Consider the following 18852-nt stretch of genomic DNA (forward strand, 5'->3'; position numbering starts at 1 on the left):
CGCATGCCGCCGCAGGCCGCGCCCACGCCGCGCCAGGTCGCACCGGCGCCGGTCGCGCCCAAGCCCGCCGCCGCGCCGACGCTGGTGCGCAGCAGCTTCCAGCGGGCCGGGCAGCGCAATTGCTGCTGGCCGATCGGCGAGCCGGGGCGGCCGGATTTCCGCTTTTGTTCGGCCGAGGGGCTGGCGGGCAAGCCGTATTGTGCCGAACACGCCGCCGTCGCCTACGTGAAGGCCCGCGACCGCCGCGAAGACGCGGCGTAATTCGTTCGGCAGAAGAATTCGGCCGAACGAATTACGCGATATTTGCGCCCTCAGGCGCCGGGCGCGCGCTCCGCGCGCGTGGCTCGCCGGAATACCGGCGTCGGCCACTCGGCCCGCGGTGCGGGCCGGAGGCTGGCGCCGTCACGACGCCTAAAGCGTGACGATCTGGCCGTTGGAAACCGCCTCAAAGAAAGTGGCGACGCCCGCGCGCTCCACCCCGGGCGAGAGGGCCGCGTCGCGCAGCCCCTCCGCAGCAAGGCCGGCCTCGCAGGCGATGCAGCGGATGCCCAGCTCGCGCGCGGCGGCCCACAGCACCCCGATGCCGGCGACGCCGCGCGCGGTGAGCAACGCCTCGCGCGGATCCTCGGCCAGCGCCTGCCCTTCGAGCAGCAGCCCAATCCCGGCATTGGTCGCGAACAGCGTCACCTCGCGTCCCAGCGCGGCCGCACCGGTCGCCATCACCAGGGCGTAGTGCGCCCGCTCATGCCCGCCGCTCACCAGCAGCACGCCGAGCGACGTCACGCGCCGAATTCCCGAATGGTCGCGGCATCCCCGCACAGCGCGCAGCCCGGGTCGCGCTTCAGCCGGATGGTGCGGAAGCGCGCATCCAGCGCATCCCACAGCAGCAGCCGGCCATCCAGCGTCTCGCCGATGTCCAGGATCAGCTTCAGCACCTCGGTCGCCTGCAACGTGCCCATGACGCCGGTGACGGCGCCCAGCACGCCGGCCTCGCCGCAGGTCTGAACCTCGCCCTCCGGCGGCGGCTCGGGATGCAGGCAGCGGTGGCAGGGGTGCGGCGCGCCGAGATGCGACCGGAACACCGAAAGCTGCCCTTCAAAGCGCAGCACCGCGGCGGAGACCAGCGGCCGGCCGAGCAGGTGGCACGCATCGCCGAGCAGGAAGCGCGTGGCGAAATTGTCGGTGCCGTCGCAGATGATGTCGTAGCGCGGGATCAGGTCGCGCGCGGCCTCCGCGTCCATGCGGCGCGCATGGGTCTCGACCCGCACCTCCGGGTTCAGCGCGGCGAGCGCTTCGGCGGCGCTCTCGGCCTTGTTGCGCCCGATCCGCGCCGTGGTGTGGGCGACCTGGCGCTGCAGGTTGGAGAGTTCCAGCGCGTCATGATCGACGAGGCCGATGCGCCCGACGCCCGCGGCGGCCAGGTACAGCGCCAGCGGCGACCCCAGCCCGCCGGCGCCCACGATCAGCACCGAGGCCGCGCGCAGCCGCGCCTGCCCCTCGGCGCCGACATTCTCCAGCAGGATGTGGCGCGAATAGCGATGCAGCTCGGCCGAGGTGAAATCGAGATCCATCGCCGGGATATGGGCGCGGCCCCGGCCCGGCTGCAAGCGGCGCCCTTTTTCTCGCCACGCGGAGCCGTTACAGCGCCGGGCATGACCCCCGAACCGATCCTGTGGCGACGCATCGCCTTCGCCGCCCTGGCACTTGCCATCCTGGCGGGGCTGGTGGCGCTGGCCGCGAGGGTGCTGGGCGCGGGCGGCTGGACGGTGTGGGAATGGGTGATCCTGCTCGCCTTCCTCGGCACCGCGCCGTGGCTGGCGCTCTCAGCCGCGAACGGGATCGTCGGCTTCGCCATCTTGATGACCGCGCGCGACCCGGTCGCGGCCGTGCTGCCGGTGCTGTCCGCCGTGCGGCCCGGGGCGCCACGTGCCGTGACCGCCATCATCATCTGCGTCAGGAACGAGGCGATGGCGGCGGTGCTGCCGCCGCTTGCCACCTTGCTTGATGCGCTGGAGGCCAAGGGCGTCGCGGACCGCTTCCGGATGCACATCCTTTCCGACACGCAGGATGCGGCGAAGGCGGATGCAGAATCCCGTGCGGTCGCGTCCTTCATCGCAGGGCGGTCGGCGGGCGTGCCCGTGCACTATCGGCGCCGCGCGCGGAACACCGGCTACAAATCCGGCAACGTCATGGAGTTCTGCAACAACCACGCCGGCGACGCGGCCTTCTTCCTCTGCCTCGATGCCGACAGCACCATGTCCGCCGACGCGGTGCTGCGTTTGGTCGCCTGCATGGAGGCCGATGACCGCCTCGCCATCGTCCAGCAGATGATCGTGGGCCGGCCGGCGCGTGCGGCCTTCCCGCGCCTGTTCCAGTTCGGCATGCGCGCGGGCATGCGCGCCTGGGGCACCGGCCAGGCCTGGTGGCAGGGCGACGAGGGCCCCTACTGGGGGCACAACGCCATCATCCGCATCGCCCCGTTCCGTGCCCATTGCCGCCTGGACCCGCTGCCCGATGGCAGCCACATCCTCAGCCACGACCAGGTCGAGGCGACGCGCCTGCACGCGGCCGGGTGGAAGGTGCGCGTGCTGACTGCGGAGGATGGGTCCGCCGAGGGCAACCCGCCCGCCATGCCCGAATTCATCACCCGCGACCTGCGCTGGGCGGCGGGCAACATGCAGTACTGGCAGCTGCTGCGCCTGCCTGGGCTCACGCCCATGGCGCGGTGGCAGCTGGTGCAGGCGATCCTGCTGTTCCTGGGCGCGCCGCTCTGGGCGCTCATCTTCGCGGCCGCCGTGGCCAATGCCGCCACCGGCGGTGGCGCGACCACGCCGATGGGCCTGCTTGCGTTGTGGATGCTGGCGGCCTGGGCCTGCCACTACGCGCCAAAACTGCTCGGCTATGCGGAGGTGCTGTGCAAGCCCGCGCTGGGCGCGCGCTATGGCGGCCGGGCCGCCTTCGCGCGCGGCGTCGCGGCCGAGCTCGCATTCACCCTGTTCTTCGAACCTGCGCGAACCCTGCACCAGGCGCTGTTCCTCGCCGCCCTCGCCTGCGGACGGAAGATGGGCTGGGCGCCGCAGAACCGCGACGATCGCGGCGTGGCCTGGTGGGACGCCGCGCGCATGTTCTGGGTGGAGACGGCGATCGGCATCGCGGCGTCGGCGCTGCTCTCCGGCACCGCCCTGCTGTTCGCGCTGCCGGTGCTGGCGAGCCTTCTCCTGGTCATCCCTTTCGCGGTGCTGACCGCCGACCCCATGCTCTCCACCTGGGTCCGCGCCCGCGGCATCGCGGCGGTGCCGGAGGAACTCGCCCCCGCCGCGTAAACGCGCGTTCGAAAGGATGAGGCCATGCGCGACCCCTTCGCGGAACTGCCCGCCTGGGCCGAGGCGGTTGCCCGGCGCGTGACCTTTCTCGCCCAGGGCACGCCCGGTGCGCGGCGACAGCGGCGCGCGCTGCGCCGAGCCCTGCGTGACCTGCATCCGCGACTCACCGCACCCGGCGGCGACGCGGAGGCGGCCGACGCCTATTGCCATGCCAGCCTGGAGCTGGCGGAAGCGGCCGTGGCCGTGCGGCCGGACCTTGCGGATATCCGCCCCGCCTTCGCGCGGCTCTGCGTCATGGCGCGGGCGGAGTTGGCGGGTTCGCGGGACGACCGTGGGCTCCTTGCTGAACTCAACAGGCTCGAGGATCCGGGCGGGCTGCCCCACGGGCTCATGCGGGTGCCGGGGCGCGTCGTCTTCCTCGCGGCCCTGGCTGGCACGAGCCCGGAGGATGCGGCGGGCGCGGCCGCCATGCTCGCCAGCGATCTTGCCTCGCTGGCGCGAGACCTGCCCTGCGCCGCGCTGGTCGCGGCGGCCGTCAGCCGCCCGGAAGTTACGCGGGAAGCGTGATGTGCTCCGGCGGTTGGCCGGCGCGGTTGCGGGCATGAATGGCGGTGAAGCCGGCTTCCAGCGCGCGGGTGTAGCCCGCCGTGTCGAACAGCGGCGTCGCCAGCCGGTTCGCCGCGAGGCGCGCACGTAGCGCGGCGAGCCGCGCCGGATCCCGCGCCAGGGCCAGCGCCGTCGCCTCGTAGTCGGCGAGATCGGACGTCACCAGCTCCGCCAGCCCCACCGTGTGCAGCAGGCTCGCCGCCACGCGCGCGTTGAAGGCGCGCCCCGCGATGGTCAGCAGCGGCAGTCCGGCCCAGAGCGCGTCGCTCGCCGTCGTCGCACCCGTATAGGGGAAGGTGTCGAGCGCGAGGTCGGCCAGCGCGAGGCGCGCCAGGTGCTCGGGGTAGGGCACGCGTTCGGCGAAGACCAAGCGCGCCGGGTCGATGCCACGCGCGGCCGCCTCGGCGCGGAGATTGGCGGCCGCGGTGGCCGGAAGTGCCGCGAGCCACAGCACGCTGCCCGGTGTCGCGTCGAGCAACCGGCACCAGGCGGAAAACACCTCGGGCGTGATCTTGAAGGCGAGGTTGAAGGCGGCGAAGACCAGCCCGTGCTCGGGCAGCCCGTAGGCGGCGCGCGGCGGGCAGTGCTCCGCGATCGCGCGCTGGCGGTCGTTCGGCATGTAGCAATGCGGCAGCCGCAGCAGTTTCTCCGCGAAATGCGCCTCGGCGCCGTGTGGCGCGACCACCGGGTCCACCACCACGTAATCATGCGTCGGCACGCCGATGCTGCCGCTGATGCCGAGGAAATTCACCTGCACCGGCGCGGCGCGCAGCACGAACAGGCGCGAGCGCGAATGCGTGGTGAACCCCGCGAGGTCGATCGCGATGTCGATGCCTGCTGTGCGCAGCGCGCCCACCAGCGCCTCGTCGCGCATTTCCCACGCGTCGATGTAGTGATCGAAGCTGCGCGTCACGCGCTCGGCCATCGGGCTTTGCGTGAGCGGGCCGATCATCACGCCGGTCACCTCGAAGCGGTCGCGGTCATGCGCCTCGAACAGCCCCACCGTGAGCAGCGAGACCGGATGGTCGCCGAAATCGGGTGAGATGTAGGCGAGCCGGATGCGCCCGCCATCGCCCGAGCCGGTGATCGCCGGCGCGGCCAGCGGCCCGGTCCCGGCATCCTCGGTGCCGAGCCAGATGCGCGCGCCGGCCAGATGCGTCGCGGGGTCGTCGGTCGCGGCCATCAGGTAGAAGGGCTGGGACGCGAGGCGGTCCAGGGCGGTCGCGGCGATCGCTGCCTGCGCGATGGCGTCCATGCCCTGCCACAGGCAGCCGCGCTGATGCGCGTGCAGAAGCCCGCCCAGGGCGTAGGGGTGCTCGGGGTGCTGGTCCAGCAGGCCCGAGAACTCCGCGATGGCGCCGGCGAAATCGTCGCTGAACAGCCGCGATTCCGCGAGCAGGAAGCGCGCGCCCGCATTGCCCGGCTGCAGTTCCAGCAGCCGGCCGAGCGAGGCCTGGCCCAGGGCGTGCCGCCCGAGCCGGGCGGCGACGCGGCCATGATTGCCGAGCGCGACGTCGTCATCCGGCGCGATGGCGAGCGCTGTGGCGTAGGTGTCGAGCGCCAGGCCGTGGCACTGCATCTCCTCATATGCGGCGCCGAGATTGTTCCAGGCATTGACGTTGCGCGGCGCGTGGTCGAGTGCGCGGCGATAGCTCTTTGCCGCCTCGGCCGGCTGGTCGAGCGCGGTCAGCGACAAGCCGCGATGGAACCAGGCGCGGGCATCGCCGGGGTCGAGGTCCACCGCCGCGTCGAAGTGCCGGATGGCCTCATGGTCGCGGCCGAGTGCCTGCAGCGCTTTGCCGCGCTTGACCAGCAGCGCGCCGTCGCGCGGGGCGAGGCGGAGCGCGCCCTCATAGCTGGCGGCGGCGGCCTCGCGCTGCCCAGCCATCGCCTCGGCATCGCCCTTCAGCACCCAGGCGGCGAAGGCGTGCGGCTCCACCGCCAGGACGCGCGTCATCTCCTCGATGGCGATGGCCGGGCGGCGCAGCGCCATGGCCGAACGCCCGAGCACGATGCCGGCCTCCGGCCCCAGCACCTGGTGCAGCAAGGCGGCGTCGGCAAGCACCGCCTCGTTCTGGCCGAGCGCCTGGCGGCTGCCGCAGAGCGCGACCAGCGGATCGCGCAGGCTGGGCGCGAGCTTCTGCGCGCGGGCGAAATGCGCCAGCGCATCCTGGTGCCGGCGCAGCATGGTGAGCGCGCCGCCGGCCAGCATGTGGTGGCGCGGGTTGACCGGTTCGCGCTTGAGCGCGCGCTCGGCGGCTTTCAGCGCGGGTTCGGGCTGCCCCGCGCGCAGCAGCAGCTCGGCGAGCTTCGCCTGCGCCATCGGATCGCCGGGACGGGCGCGGGCGGCGGCTTCGGCGGATTCGAGCGGCGTCATCGGCGCCTTTCAGCCCCTGGGGCGATTCAGCGGGCGGGCAGGAAGCCCATGATCGCCTTGGCCCGCGTCACGATCGGATCGGCGATGGCGGCGGCGCGCCGCGCACCCTCGGCGAGCGCCGTGTCGATGGCGCCGGGATCGTCGAGCAGCCGGCGCATCGCCGCTGCAATGGGTGCCAACTCGGCGACCATAGCGTCGATGAGCACCGGCTTGAGCTCGGAGAACCCCTTGCCCGCGTGGTCGCGCAGCACCGCGTCGGGCGTGGTGCCGGTGAGTGCCGCGAGGATGCCCACGAGGTTGCGTGCCTCGGGCCGCGCCTCCAGCCCGCCGATCTGTTCGGGCAGCGGCTCGGCATCGGTGCGCGCGCGCCTGATCTTGAGCGCGATGGTGTCGGCATCGTCGGTGAGGTTGATGCGCGACTGGTCGGAGGGATCGGATTTCGACATCTTCTTGGTGCCGTCGCGCAGGCTCATCACGCGGGCGGCGACGCCCTGGATCAGCGGCTCGATGCGCGGGAAATAGGGCACGCCATAGTCGTGGTTGAATTTCTCGGCGATGTCGTTGGCCAGCTCCAGATGCTGGCGCTGGTCGTCGCCCACCGGCACCAGCGTCGCGTGATAGGCGTGGATGTCGGCGGCCATCAGGTTCGGATAGACGTAAAGGCCCGCGGAGGCGGCTTCCCTGTCCTTCCCCGCCTTGTCCTTGAACTGTGTCATGCGGTTCAGCCAGCCCAGGCGCGCGATACAGTTAAAAATCCAGCCCAGCTCGGCGTGCGCGTGCACATGCGACTGGCAGAACAGGATCGAGCGCGCCGGGTCGATGCCGCAGGCGATCAGCGCGGCGGCCATTTCGCGCGTCTGGCGGGTGAGCTCGGCGGGGTCCTGGAAGGCGGTGATGGCGTGCAGGTCGACCACGCAGAACAGGCTGTCGTCGCCGGCCTGCATCGGCACCCAGTTGCGGATCGCGCCGAGGTAGTTGCCCAAGGTGGGCACGCCGGAGGGCTGGATGCCGGAGAAGACGCGGGGCATGGGCTTGGCCTGTCAGTGTCGGGCGGCGTTGATCGGGCGCGCGGTCGCCCGCGTCAAGCGCGGCTGCCGAATATGGCCGACCCCACCCGCACATGGGTGGCGCCCTCGGCGATCGCGGCCTCGAAATCCCCGCTCATGCCCATCGACAGCGTGCGCAGCCCATGCCGCGCCGCCATCCCCGCGAGCCGCGCGAAATGCGGCCGCGGGTCGCCCTCGGCGGGCGGGATGCACATCAGCCCCTCGACGGGCAGGTCCCAGCGCTCACGGCAGGCGCGCAGGAAATCATCGAGGCCGTCGGGCGCGATGCCGGCCTTTTGCGGTTCCTCGCCGATATTGACCTGCACCAGCAGCGCCGGGCGGCGGTCCTCCTTCGCCATCGCCTCGGCGAGTGCGGCGGCGAGCTTTTCGCGGTCCAGGCTTTCGATGACGTCGGCCAGGCGGACCGCGTCGCGCGCCTTGTTGGTCTGCAGCGCGCCGATCAGGTGCAACCGCATGTCCGGATGGCCGGCGCGCAGGAGGGGGAATTTCTCGGCCGCCTCCTGCACCCGGTTTTCGCCGAATTGGAGCTGCCCTGCGGCGAGTGCCTCGGCCACCGCAGCGGCGGGATTGGTCTTGGAGACGGCAACCAGCGTCACCGCCTCCGGCGCGCGATTGGCGCGCAGGCAGGCTTCGGCGATCCTCTCGCGGATGCGGGCGAGGTTGTGGGCGATGGAGTCGGGCATGCGATGCGGAGGCTAGAAGGGGTGGCCCGCCGGCTCAAGCCGCCACCTGGCTACGCGGCGCTGTGGCTGGTGAGCGACCCGGTGCGGCTGCCGGACCCGCTGGCCGCCGCGGCGCGCCTGCCGCGTGGCGCCGGGGTGCTGGCGCGCGGCCTGGCACCCGCCATCCTTGCCGCCCTGGCGCGACTCGCTCGGCGGCGCGGCCTGGTGCTGCTGGTGGCCGGCGACGGTCGCGCCGCGCTGCGCCACCGGGCCGGGCTTCACCTGCCCGAGCGCGGGGCGTCAGGGCTGCTGCCCTTCCTCGCGGCGCGCCGGCGCGGAGCACCCTTCGCGCATCTCACGCTCGCAGCCCATGGCCGTCCGGCGGCGGCCCGGGCGCGGCGGCTGCGGCCAGGCATGGTCTTCCTTTCCCCGGCCTTCGCCACGGACAGCCATCCCGGCGCCACGGCCCTGGGACCGCTGCGCTGGGCGCTGCGCGCGCGTCGCATGGGCACGCCCGCGGCGGCTCTGGGCGGGGTGTCGGCCGTCAGTGCCGGGCGCCTGCCGCGACGCTGGCTGCGCGGGCTTGCCGCCATCGGCGCATTTGCGCACGATTGAGGGGATGGGCATCCGTGCAACAGCCATGTGGCAAAGCAGACACAGTGCCGCGCGATCCGTGTGCAAACCCCGTTTGGCCCGTTGCTCCCTCAACCATCCCTGAACCATAGTCTCGCCGGGCTTGTCCGTTTGTGTTGCGAACCATGTTCGTGTGCAACGGCGTTCCTGTCCGGGGGGGCAGGGGTGGGCCAAGGGAACGGCCGGGTCATGCCCGGCATCTGATGGAGGATTTTAGAATGCGCAAACTTCTGCTCGCCACCACTGCGGTGGCCGGCGCCGCGCTCATCGCCCCGACGGCGATGGCGCAGATGCCGATCGTGATCGAGCCGCCGGGGTTCATGGCGGGTTCGGGCGGCAACGGGACGCCCCGTGGCAGCATGGGCGCGGTTCGCGTCAGCCTCGGCGGCTACTTCGACGTCCGCGCCGGCTACGTGAGCGACAGCAACGACCGTAGCGCGGTCCCCGCAACTCAAGCTGCAACGGCCGCCGCCGGTAACGTCGGCTCGATCGCCGGCAGTACGCGCACCTTCGGCCGCCAGCGCGTCGACTTCCAGTCCGACTTCGAGCTCAACGTGTTCGTCGACGGCAAGGCCGCCAACGGCCTCGAATACGGCGCGGTGATCGAGCTCCAGGTCGACAACGTCGGCGCCGGTGCCACCGGCACCTCGATCGACACCGACGAGTTCTACGGCTACCTCAGCAGCCCGATGTTCGGCACCATCCGCTTCGGTGACGAAGACGCCGCAGCCAACCTGCTCCAGGTGCGCGTGCCCCTGATCCGCGGCGCGGACACGGACAACTACTGGGATGAATTCCTGCAGCGCAACGGCGGCGACGGCTCGCCCTCGCTGCTGACCTCCATCACCGACGGCAGCGACGCCACCAAGATCATCTACCTGTCGCCGCAGTTCTTCGGCTTCGACTTCGGCCTGTCCTACGCGCCGAACTCGGGCGAAGGCGAGCGTTTCGCCCTCGGCCGCACGCAGCAGCCCGCGCTGAACACCGCCGCCTCGGTCGCCCAGCGTGACCGTTCGGCCCGCCGCAACGAGATCACGGGTGCCATCCGCTACCGCGGCACCTTCGGCCCCGTCGGCCTGACCGCCGGCTTCTCCGCCCTGCAGTCGGACAGCCAGCAGCTTGTCGCGGCGCCGACGTCCCTTCAGGTCGCCCGCCGCATCACCGCCTACGCGGGCGGCATCCAGCTGGCCGCCTTCGGGTTCACGGTCGGTGGTGAGTACGTCTGGGGCGACTACCAGGGCGTCTCCGTCGGCCTCGCGCCGCTCGCGCGTGGCCGTGAAGCCAGCCGCCACTACGTGCTCGGCGCGACCTACACGGTTCCCGGGCTCGGCACGCAGATCGGCGGCTTCTGGGGCCAGGCCATCCAGGACAACGGGCGCTCGACCTCGCCCAACGGCACGGCTGGCCAGGACACCGTGTTCGGTGCCAACGTCCGCGACCGCAACCAGACGGTGTACAGCTTCGGTGTGGTTCACCCGCTGGCCCCCGGCCTGCAGCTCTACGCCAACTACACCCACATGCGTGACGCGAACGAGCCGAACAGCGCGACCAACAACACGCGCCTCGACCAGAACGCGGCCCGCGCCGGCCTGCAGAACATCCGCAACGCGGAAGTCTACATGGCGGGCTTCCGCGTCTCCTTCTGAGACACGGATTGCGAACTTGGGAGGGCGGCGGAGCAATCCGCCGCCCTTCCGCTTTTCAAACCGATCCATTCGGCGCTAAACAGCCCGGCTAGCGTCCAACCTCTGCCGGAAATCATCGCCCCCATGCGCGCGAAACACCTCGTCCTCGGCCTGATACCGCTGCTCGCGGTCCTGTCTGCCTGCGGCTCCGACGACGGGAATTTCCGGGTGCCCGGCCGCACCGAATACAATGACGGCAGCCGCCGCGCGCGCGGCCTCGGCCCCGGCGGCTCGGCGGCGGGCGAGCCCCTGGTGCTGCTCGGCACCGATCGCAGCCGGCCCACCGATGGCAGCGAAGGCGGCGCCGGACTCGGAGTGAACGCCTATCTCTGGCGCGCGACGCTCGACACGCTGTCCTTCATGCCGCTCGCCTCGGCCGACCCGTTCGGCGGCGTGATCATCACCGACTGGTATTCGCCGCAGGCAGCCCCTGGCGAGCGCTTCAAGGCCACCGCCTATGTCATGGGGCGCCAGCTGCGCTCGGACGGCATTCGCGTGTCGCTGTTCCGCCAGCTGCGCGCGCCGAACGGGCAATGGGTGGATGCGCCGATCGCGCAGAGCACCGGGGCCGAGCTCGAGGATCGAGTGTTGGCGCGGGCGCGGGAACTGCGCAGCCAGTCGGCGTCGCGCTGAAGCAAGCAAGGCCGGGAGAAGGAATTCTCCCGGACCCTCTTCTTTTGTTTTTGGCTAATGGTGCGGGCTTTGCAGTCAGCTGCAGCGCGGGCGGGGCGATGCGAGTGCCGCGCGCAGGAGCGTGTCGGCGTCGGCGAGCACTGGCGCGACGCCGCGCAATGGCGCGGCGAGCGCGGCGACAATCTCCGAATGGCCGGCGCCCGGGTAGAGGCGCAGCGACGCGGTGCCGCCGGCGCTGCGCAGCGCCTGGGCCAGGCGCTCGCTGTTGGCAGAACGGACGACGGTGTCGCCGGTGCCGTGCAGCAGCACCGCCGGAGGATCATCGGCGCTGGCAAAGGTGATCGGCTGCGTGTCGCGCAGGTCGGCGGCGTCGGCAAAGACGGCGCGCACATCGGGTGCCTCGATCGGCAGGAAATCATAAGGGCCGGCGAGACCGAGCACGGCCGACACCCCGCAGCGCGGCAGGCCGGCCGCGGCGAGCCAGCGCGGGTCGAGCGCGAGCAGCATCGCGAGATGCGCACCCGCCGAATGCCCGGCGAGGATCAACGGCCCGTCCGCCGGAAGGCCCTGCGCGGCCACCAGCGCCCGAATGCCCGCCACCGCCGCGGCGCCATCCTGCACGAAGCGCGGAAAGCGACCCTCGGGGAAGACGCGATAATCCGGCACGGCGGTGATGTAGCCGCGCCCGGCGAAGGCTTCGCCGGCGAAGCGATAGTCGGCGCGGTCGCCGGTGCGCCAATTGCCGCCATAGAAGAACACCAGGATCGGCGTGCCCGGCGCCGGCGACTGCGGCCAATACAGATCCACCCCGCCGCGCGGCCCCGGCGCATAGGCGCGGTCGAGCGCGCGCGGCACGTCCGCCACTGGCGTGATCGCATCGAGCACGCCGAGCGGGCGGCACGCGCCGAGGCCGAGCGCCACCAGAACCATCATCCACCGCATGCACACGCCCTTCGCTTCGCCCGACACGGCTGATACGTCGCAGCCAGGCAAAAGGATGCCGCGGCACGGCGCGATGACGTGCTGCTTCGCTGGACGGGGCGTCGATCGGCCGCGCGTGCACGCTCAGCGGCGGAACAGCCGCTTCAGCGTCTCCCATAAACCGGGGCCGGGCTTGTGCCCGCGCATCGCCGCATGCGGACGGCGCGACGGCGGCGGCAGCGCTGAAGCGACGGTATGCCGCCCGGTATCTCCCGCCGCGATCAGCCGGCGTTCAAGCGCGACCACCTGGGCCACGCTCTCGGGCGGTCGGGTACCAGCGAGTTCGGCGGCCGCGCTGTCGGCATCGTCGAAGGCCTCGGCGCGGCGCAGCGCATCGACCACGCGCACCATCTGCTCGAGGTCGAGCGCGGGCCCGCCGCGCCAGAGCGCCACCGCGTCCAGCCGCCAGACGCGCGCGAGCTCGGGCTGGGCGAGGTCATCGGCGACCCAGGCGGCCTGCAGCGTGGCCTCGGCCGCCGCATGCAGCGCGCCGGTCTCCTCCAGCACGCAGGCCCAGGCGAGAAAGCGGCGCGCGAGCGGCGGGTGGCCACCCTCGGCGAGCAGGGCGCGGAACGGCGCCGCAGCCACCACGGCCGCGGCCGCGGGGTGGGCGCGGGTGATGTCCGGCGCCGCATAGCCGCACTGCGGGCATTGCTGCAGCCAGCGCGCCATGGTCCCGCGCATCGGCTCGCCCGGCCGCAGGTCGAGGTCGGGCGCCTGCTCGGGCGGGCCGGGCCGATGCAAGGGCTGGCGGCTCTCCTGCCCACACACGGCGCAGCGGCGCGCGGCGGCGTCGGCGGTGCGGGAACCGGCGGAACGCGGGGTTGTCATCATCCGAAGGTAATCGCGCCCGCGCCCGGAGCGAAGGGGTAAGCTGTGCCAATTCTCATTGAAAACCCGCTTCGTGAATGGTTGCACGCCCGCCTGCGCCAACGCACATTGCGCCCATGCCGCGAGGAGACCTGTTCCCCGATATCGCCCCGTTCGAGACCGGCCTGCTGCCGCTCTCCTCCGGGCACGTCATGTATTGGGAGCAGGTCGGCAATCCGCGCGGTCAGCCGGCGCTGTTCCTCCATGGCGGCCCCGGCGCCGGCGCAGGCGCGGTGCATCGGCGCTTCTTCGACCCGCATCATTGGCGCGTCATCATCTTCGACCAGCGCGGCGCCGGGCGTTCGCGCCCGCTGGGCGAGCTGCGCGACAACACCACGCCGGACCTGGTCAGCGACATCGAGGTGCTGCGCCGCTTCCTCGGCATCGACAACTGGCTGCTGTTCGGCGGCTCCTGGGGCTCGACGCTGGCGCTCGCTTACGCCCAGGCGCATCCCGAGCGGGTGCAGGGCTGCGTGCTGCGCGGCGTCTTTCTCGGCCGCGACAGCGAGGTGGAGTGGTTCCTGCACGGGCTCCGCCGCATCTTCCCCGATGCCTGGGCGAACTTCGCCGAGCACCTGCCGCCGGCGGAGCGGAGCGACCTGCTCGGCAATTTCATGCGGCGGCTGTCCGACCCGGATCCCTTTGTGCACCTGCCCGCGGCGCGCGCCTGGAGCCAATATGAGGGCAGCTGCTCCACGCTGATGCCCTCGCCCGAGACGGTGGCGAGTTTCTCGCAGGACCGCACCGCGCTGGGTCTCGCTCGGATCGAGGCGCATTACTTCGTGCACAAGCTGTTCCTCCCGGTGGGCGGGCTGCTCGCGCATATGGGCCGCATCGCGCATATCCCGGCCGAGATCGTGCAGGGCCGCTACGACATGGTTTGCCCGCCGGAGACGGCCTTCGAACTCGCGGCAGCCTGGCCCAAGGCGCGGCTGACGATCGTGCCCGATGCCGGGCATTCGGCGCTGGAGCCGGGCGTGCGCACGGCGCTGGTGGGCGCGGTGGAGCGGTTTCGTCGCCGCTGAGCGCACTGGCTAACGGCGCCTCTCCATCGGTGCGATCACCTGAAGGTCCGGCGCCGGGGCGGGCACCGCCGGCGTCGCCGGGCATTCCGGGCGCAGCGGCCCGCAATCCCAGGCGAAGCGGTCACCGCGGCCGGTGAGCTGGCCGCCGCGCTCGAACCGGCAGACGCAGGCGCGCCCGGCCAAGCAGGCGAGCGAGCCCTCGCCGGCGGCGGTGCATTGGCCGGGCGAGTCCTGGGCATGGGCCGGGGCAGCGAGCAGCAGCAGCAGCAGCAGGAGGTAGAGGCGCATCGGCGTAGCATGCGCGCGCGATCCTTGCCGCCCGGTTTACGCGAGCGGCGGCCAGGCGGCGGCGGCCAGGTGCGCGCGCATCGCCGCGATGATCTCCGGCGGCTTGGCGCCGGCCGCGCGCAGGCGGCGGCGCAAGGCGGCCATCTCCTCCATGTGGTCCGCCCATTCCGGGCCGAACTGCTCGCTGAGCCATTCGCGCAGCGCGACCGATAGCGCCGGGGCGCCGCCGGCGGTGGAGATGGTCAGCAGCAATTCGCCGCGCCGGACGATGGAGGGCACATGGACGTCGCATAGATGCGGCACGTCCTCGATATTGACCGGAATGCCGCGCGCGCGCGCCTCGGCGGCGAGCCACTCATTGTCCTCGTCCGACAGCCCGGCGCCGAACACCAGCCGCGCGGCGTCCAGCGCCGCGGCATCCGGGCGCGTGCCGCAGATGGTCAGCCTGGCGATGCCGGCCGCCTGCAGCAGGGCGCGGCGCTTCTCGAAGGCCGGGCCCCCGCCCACCAGCAGCACGGGGGTCGCGGGGATGAAGGTGAGCGGCAGCATCAGGCGGCCTTCACCGCCTCCGGATGCAGCAGCGAGCGCGTCCGCTCGGCGCCGATGCGGGTGCAGAAATCACCAAGACCCTCGCTGCCTTGGCGGCCGGCGGCATAGGCGGCGAGGACCGGGTCCAGCACGTTGCCCACGGCCTCCTGCGCCACCTTGTCGGCGAGCTGGAAGGACAGCCGCGTGCCTTCGAAATCGCCGCCGACGAACACGGTGTAGAAGCCCGGGGTCCGGCCGACGATCCCGATATCTCCCGAATAGGGCCGCGCGCAGCCATTGGGGCAGCCGGTCAGGCGCAGGCTGATGCGCTCGCCGAGCAGCCCGTGTCGGGCCAGCGCCTGCTGCACATCGGCGAGGATCGGCGCATGCACGCGCTCGCCCTCGGCCAGCGACTGGCCGCAGGTGGGGAGCGCCACGCAAGCCAGCGACCAGCGCGCCAGGGGCGAGAGCTGTTCGGCGAAGACCACGCCATGGGCGCGGAGGATGGCCTCGACGGGGGCGCGGTCGGCCTCGGCGATGTCGGAGAGGATGAGGTCCTGCTGCGGCGTCGCGATGGGGCTGGGCGCGAAGCGCTCCACCACCTCGCGCAGGGCGGCGCGGAGCGTGCCGGCGATGCGGCCGGCGGGGATCGGCAGGCCGAGCCACCACTTGCCGTCGCCCTGTTCGTGCCAGCCGAGCAGTTCGGGCACCGTCAGCGCGGGCAGCGGCGGCGGGTCGGCGAGGGCGCGGCCGAGATCCGCCTCGAGCCGCGCCTTCACCCAGGCGACGCCCTTTTCCTGCACCACATATTTCAGCCGCGCATGCTTGCGGTCGGACCGGTCGCCATGGTCGCGGGAGAGGCGCACCACCGCCTGCGCCGCTTTCAGCACCTCGTCGGGCCCAATCAGCGCGATGGGGGAAGCCAAACGCGGATAGGTGGCGGGCTTGTTGTGCGTCATGCCCATGCCGCCGCCGACCAGCAGGATCCAGCCGGTCAGGCGCTCGCCCTCGGTCACGGCGAGGAAGCCGCAATCATTGGCGAGCACGTCGGGCGTGTTGTCGTCCGGATGCGCCAGGCTGATCTTGAACTTCCGCGGCAGGTAGGTGGGGCCGTAGAGCGGCTCCTCCTCCGGCGCGGCGCCGGCCTCCTCGTCGAGGAAGATCTGGTGGTGCGCACGGGTGCGCGGCAGCAACGCGGCGGATAGGCTGAACGCCTCGGCCTCCAGCCGCGCATGCATCGCATCCCGCCGCGGCGCCGGCGAGGTCGTGACGTTGCGCACCACGTCGCCGCAGGCCGCCATGGTGGTGAGCAGGGTCGCGTTGATCCCGGCGATCGTGCCCTTCAGGTTCTCCCGCAAAACGCCGTGGAATTGGACGCCCTGGCGCGACGTCAGGCGCAAAGTGCCGTCCGCATGCGTCTCGGCCAGGGTATCCAGCGCCAAATACTGCGCCGCGGTCAGCCGCCCGGCCGGAGCGCGGACGCGAACCATGAAGGACCACTCCTTGTCCTCGCCCCGCTGCTTGCGCTCGGTCGCGGTGTCGCGATCAAACTGCTCATAGGTGCCGTGGAACTTCAGCAGGGTGTAGGAGGCCTCGGAAATGCCGCCGCGGATATCATCGGCCGCGATTTCGGCCGCAATCGGCCCGCGAAGGCCCGCACTGGCCAGCTTGATGCCCTCCGCGCCGGAGGGTTTCTTCTCTGTCTGGCCAGCGGCCATCATCGTCGCTCCGAAAAAAATCACTTGCCCAGGGAGATAGGGGTATTCTACAAAAAAACCAACGTAATTTCGGATACGCCCTTATGGCCGACGTTGATGCCCTCACCACCCTGCCCGAGACGGACGCGCCGCGCCCGGGCGAGGTGTGGCTGGTGGGTGCCGGCCCCGGCGACCCTGGCCTGCTGACGCTGCGTGCCGCCGAGGCCCTCAAGCGTGCCGACCTCGTGCTGCACGACGCGCTGCCAGGACGTGGCATGCTGCGCATGATCCGCGCCGGCGCCAGCATCGTCAACGTCGGCAAGCGCAAGGGTGCCACCCCCGTGCCGCAGGCCGCGATCAACAAGCGCTTGATCGAGGGTGCGCGCGCCGGCCTCCGTGTGGTGCGCCTCAAGGGCGGCGACCCCTTCCTGTTCGCCCGCGGCGGCGAGGAAGCCCTGGCGCTGAACGAGGCCGGAATCATCTGGCGGTTGGTCCCCGGCGTCTCCGCCGGGACATCCGTGCCCGCTTCGGCCGGCATTCCACTCACCCATCGCGGGGTTTCCAGCGCGGTCACCTTCGTCACCGGCCATGATGGCGCAGGCGCGCTACCGGAAAGCGTGGATTGGGAAGCGCTGGCTCGGCTCGGCGGCACCGTCGCCGCCTTCATGGCGGTCTCACGCCTCGACGAGATCGTCGTCCGCCTGGTCGCTGGTGGCCTCGCGCCCGAAACGCCGGTCGCGATCATCGCACAGGGCACCACGGCCGCGCAGGCCACGCTGCGCACCACGCTCGGCGCCTGCACGCTGGCGGCAAAGCGCGCCGGCCTGCCCGGGCCGGCGATGGTGGTGATCGGGGAGGCCGCCGGCCTGGCGGCGTCCCTGCTGAACATGGCGCCGGCACCACCGGCGCATCAGGGAGTTCGCGCACATGCATAGCATCGGCATCCCGCTGACCTACCGCCGCCTGCCGGAGCAGGAGGTGGACACGCCGTGGACCGAGGCCGAGCCCGCAGCGCCGGCGATTGCGGTGATAGCTGGCGTTGCGCTGTCGCTGGTGATGATTGCGGTGGCTGCGTTCTTGGTGTGAGAAAGCTTGGGGGAAATGAATTTCCCCCAAACCCCCATTCTTTTATTTTTATCTATTGGTACTGACTGCGCAGTCAGCGCCGCCCGTCGCACGAAGCACTACCCGTCAACTGGCACCAAATAATCAAAAATAAAGATGGGGGTTTGGGGGAATTCATTCCCCCAAGCTTGCTTAACCCTTCAACAGCTTGCGCGCGATCAGCACGCGCTGGATTTCGCTCGTCCCCCCGCCGATCTGCGCATGCCGTAGCAGCCGATAGAAACTGGTCAACGGCAGCTCCAAGCTCTCCCCCATGGCGCCATGGACCTGGATCGCGTGGTCGAGCGTCCGCGCGCCCCAGTCGCCGGCGCACATCTTCACAATCGCGGCTTCGGCGCGCACATCCTCCCCGGCATCGGCGCGCGCGGCCATCTCGTAGGTCATGGAGCGCAGCGCGGTGATGTCGACATGCATGTCGACCAGCTTCCACTGGATGGCCTGGCGTTCGGCGATTGGCTTGCCGAAGGTGATGCGCTGCTTCGCCCACTCGATCGACATGTCGAGGCCACGCTGCATCTTGCCCAGCGCATAGGGGCCGCGCAGCAGCCGGTCATGGATGGTGAGCCAGCGCTGGCCGAGCGAGAATCCCTTGCCTACCTCACCGAGCACGTTTTCGGGGCCGAGGCGCACATTGTCGAAGTTGACGATGTACTGGGAGGTGCGGCCCGACAGCCAGGTGGGCAGCCCGGCGGGGTCGATGTTTACGCCGGGCGTGTGCCGGTCGAGCACGAACATGGTGATGCCGCCGCGCTGGCGCTTCTCCGCATCGGTCACGGCCTGGACCATGATGATGTCGCTGCCATGCGCGTTGGAGATCCACATCTTGGTGCCGTTGAGCAACCAGCCCTCGCCGTCGCCCACGGCCTTGGTCTGCATCATGCCGCCGGGGTCCGACCCGGCATTGGCTTCGGTCTGGGCGAAGCAGGTGGTCTTCTCGCCCTCGATGACCGGCTTGAGGAAGCGGTCGATCTGCTCGCCTTTGCACTCGTAGAGAATGTTGGCGACGTTGGCGAAGGGGAAGGGCACGGCGCAGTAGTTGAACTCTTCCAGGATCACCGCCTGCGCGAGCATGCCGAGGCTTGAGCCGCCGTATTGCTCGGGCACCATGAGGTTCCAGAAGCCGACATCGCGGGAGAGCTTCACCAGCCGGTCCACGGTCGCCTTGTCGAAGGTCTCGCGCAGATTGGTGATGGGCGGCAGCGCGTAGCCGTTCTTCGGGCTGGCGAGGAATTCGCGTTCCAGCGGCATGAGCTCCTCGCGCACAAGGCGGCGGGCGAGGTCGCGGTATTCGGCGATCTCGGGCGGCATGCCATAGGCGTTCGGGATCGGGGTGTGCGTGTCCATGGAAGGTA

General features: G+C 71.3%; 20 protein-coding genes. 9 read left to right on the forward strand and 11 right to left on the reverse strand.

Annotated features, from left to right (window positions below; genetic code table 11):
* A partial coding sequence (locus GXW79_RS18570) for a GcrA family cell cycle regulator (protein WP_246504122.1) occupies nt 1-261 on the forward strand: 261 nt, incomplete at its 5' end.
* A 150-nt stretch (nt 262-411) separates the two neighbouring features.
* On the opposite strand, the gene GXW79_RS18575 is transcribed toward GXW79_RS18570, so the two are convergent.
* Entirely contained in the window at nt 412-783 is a 372-nt protein-coding gene (locus GXW79_RS18575) for a DsrE family protein (protein WP_367614963.1), read from the reverse strand.
* Nucleotides 780-1571: a HesA/MoeB/ThiF family protein gene (locus tag GXW79_RS18580; RefSeq protein WP_211875998.1), complete on the reverse strand. Its 792-nt coding sequence runs from the start codon at nt 1569-1571 to the stop codon at nt 780-782. The genes GXW79_RS18575 and GXW79_RS18580 overlap by 4 nt, the downstream gene beginning before the upstream one ends.
* 81 nt (nt 1572-1652) lie before the next feature.
* Between GXW79_RS18580 and mdoH the strand changes: the two genes are divergently transcribed.
* Together mdoH and GXW79_RS18590 are read left to right on the forward strand one after the other, a co-directional pair.
* On the forward strand, nt 1653-3323 hold the full coding sequence (gene mdoH, locus GXW79_RS18585; protein ID WP_211875942.1) for a glucans biosynthesis glucosyltransferase MdoH: 1671 nt from the start codon (nt 1653-1655) through the stop codon (nt 3321-3323).
* Nucleotides 3324-3347: 24 nt separating this feature from the next.
* Nucleotides 3348-3890, forward strand: coding sequence for a hypothetical protein (locus GXW79_RS18590; RefSeq protein ID WP_211875943.1), 543 nt, complete (start codon nt 3348-3350; stop codon nt 3888-3890).
* On the opposite strand, the gene GXW79_RS18595 is transcribed toward GXW79_RS18590, so the two are convergent.
* The 3 genes from GXW79_RS18595 to GXW79_RS18605 are packed head-to-tail and all read right to left on the reverse strand — an operon-like array spanning nt 3874 to nt 8056.
* Nucleotides 3874-6306 carry a tetratricopeptide repeat protein gene (locus GXW79_RS18595; RefSeq protein ID WP_211875944.1) on the reverse strand — a complete coding sequence of 811 codons (2433 nt, stop codon included), beginning with the start codon at nt 6304-6306 and terminating at the stop codon, nt 3874-3876. The genes GXW79_RS18590 and GXW79_RS18595 overlap by 17 nt on opposite strands.
* Before the next feature lie 26 nt (nt 6307-6332).
* Nucleotides 6333-7334: a tryptophan--tRNA ligase gene (trpS, locus tag GXW79_RS18600; protein WP_211875945.1), complete on the reverse strand. Its 1002-nt coding sequence runs from the start codon at nt 7332-7334 to the stop codon at nt 6333-6335.
* 53 nt (nt 7335-7387) lie between these two features.
* Entirely contained in the window at nt 7388-8056 is a 669-nt protein-coding gene (locus tag GXW79_RS18605) for a YggS family pyridoxal phosphate-dependent enzyme (RefSeq protein ID WP_211875946.1), read from the reverse strand.
* 21 nt (nt 8057-8077) lie between these two features.
* Here GXW79_RS18605 and GXW79_RS18610 point away from each other — a divergent pair, with 21 nt between their 5' ends.
* The 3 genes from GXW79_RS18610 to GXW79_RS18620 all read left to right on the forward strand — a co-directional run bounded on the left by GXW79_RS18610 (nt 8078) and on the right by GXW79_RS18620 (nt 10986).
* The gene (locus GXW79_RS18610; RefSeq protein ID WP_367614964.1) at nt 8078-8650 is read left to right on the forward strand and encodes a thiamine phosphate synthase; all 573 of its coding nucleotides are present in this window, start codon (nt 8078-8080) and stop codon (nt 8648-8650) included.
* Nucleotides 8651-8886: 236 nt separating this feature from the next.
* Nucleotides 8887-10314: a porin gene (locus GXW79_RS18615; RefSeq protein ID WP_211875948.1), complete on the forward strand. Its 1428-nt coding sequence runs from the start codon at nt 8887-8889 to the stop codon at nt 10312-10314.
* Between the two features lie 123 nt (nt 10315-10437).
* Nucleotides 10438-10986 carry a DUF3576 domain-containing protein gene (locus GXW79_RS18620; protein WP_211875949.1) on the forward strand — a complete coding sequence of 183 codons (549 nt, stop codon included), beginning with the start codon at nt 10438-10440 and terminating at the stop codon, nt 10984-10986.
* A 75-nt stretch (nt 10987-11061) separates the two neighbouring features.
* On the opposite strand, the gene GXW79_RS18625 is transcribed toward GXW79_RS18620, so the two are convergent.
* Together GXW79_RS18625 and GXW79_RS18630 are read right to left on the reverse strand one after the other, a co-directional pair.
* Nucleotides 11062-11919: an alpha/beta hydrolase gene (locus GXW79_RS18625; RefSeq protein ID WP_211875950.1), complete on the reverse strand. Its 858-nt coding sequence runs from the start codon at nt 11917-11919 to the stop codon at nt 11062-11064.
* Nucleotides 11920-12051: 132 nt separating this feature from the next.
* Nucleotides 12052-12801, reverse strand: coding sequence for a hypothetical protein (locus GXW79_RS18630; RefSeq protein ID WP_211875951.1), 750 nt, complete (start codon nt 12799-12801; stop codon nt 12052-12054).
* Nucleotides 12802-12914: 113 nt separating this feature from the next.
* Between GXW79_RS18630 and pip the strand changes: the two genes are divergently transcribed.
* Nucleotides 12915-13862, forward strand: coding sequence for a prolyl aminopeptidase (gene pip, locus GXW79_RS18635; protein WP_211875952.1), 948 nt, complete (start codon nt 12915-12917; stop codon nt 13860-13862).
* 9 nt (nt 13863-13871) lie between these two features.
* Here the strand turns inward: pip and GXW79_RS18640 are convergent, their stop codons facing one another.
* Genes GXW79_RS18640 through GXW79_RS18650 form a run of 3 tightly spaced genes read right to left on the reverse strand, consistent with a single transcriptional unit; the run spans nt 13872 to nt 16396 of the window.
* A complete protein-coding gene (locus GXW79_RS18640) occupies nt 13872-14150 on the reverse strand; it encodes a hypothetical protein (RefSeq protein WP_211875953.1) in 279 nt (92 codons plus the stop codon).
* A gap of 36 nt (nt 14151-14186) precedes the next feature.
* Nucleotides 14187-14699: a precorrin-2 dehydrogenase/sirohydrochlorin ferrochelatase family protein gene (locus tag GXW79_RS18645; RefSeq protein ID WP_211875954.1), complete on the reverse strand. Its 513-nt coding sequence runs from the start codon at nt 14697-14699 to the stop codon at nt 14187-14189.
* The gene (locus GXW79_RS18650; RefSeq protein WP_246504123.1) at nt 14699-16396 is read right to left on the reverse strand and encodes an NADPH-dependent assimilatory sulfite reductase hemoprotein subunit; all 1698 of its coding nucleotides are present in this window, start codon (nt 16394-16396) and stop codon (nt 14699-14701) included. The genes GXW79_RS18645 and GXW79_RS18650 overlap by 1 nt, the downstream gene beginning before the upstream one ends.
* Nucleotides 16397-16479: 83 nt before the next feature.
* Here GXW79_RS18650 and cobA point away from each other — a divergent pair, with 83 nt between their 5' ends.
* Nucleotides 16480-17310, forward strand: a complete 831-nt coding sequence (gene cobA / locus GXW79_RS18655) for a uroporphyrinogen-III C-methyltransferase (protein WP_211875956.1) — start codon at nt 16480-16482, stop codon at nt 17308-17310.
* The gene (locus GXW79_RS18660; RefSeq protein WP_211875957.1) at nt 17303-17461 is read left to right on the forward strand and encodes a hypothetical protein; all 159 of its coding nucleotides are present in this window, start codon (nt 17303-17305) and stop codon (nt 17459-17461) included. The genes cobA and GXW79_RS18660 overlap by 8 nt, the downstream gene beginning before the upstream one ends.
* Before the next feature lie 171 nt (nt 17462-17632).
* Here GXW79_RS18660 and GXW79_RS18665 read toward each other — a convergent pair whose 3' ends face one another.
* The gene (locus GXW79_RS18665) at nt 17633-18844 is read right to left on the reverse strand and encodes an acyl-CoA dehydrogenase family protein (protein WP_211875958.1); all 1212 of its coding nucleotides are present in this window, start codon (nt 18842-18844) and stop codon (nt 17633-17635) included.
* Nucleotides 18845-18852: the final 8 nt, after the last annotated feature.

Source organism: Plastoroseomonas arctica (genome assembly GCF_018128965.1).
Lineage (GTDB): Bacteria > Pseudomonadota > Alphaproteobacteria > Acetobacterales > Acetobacteraceae > Plastoroseomonas > Plastoroseomonas arctica.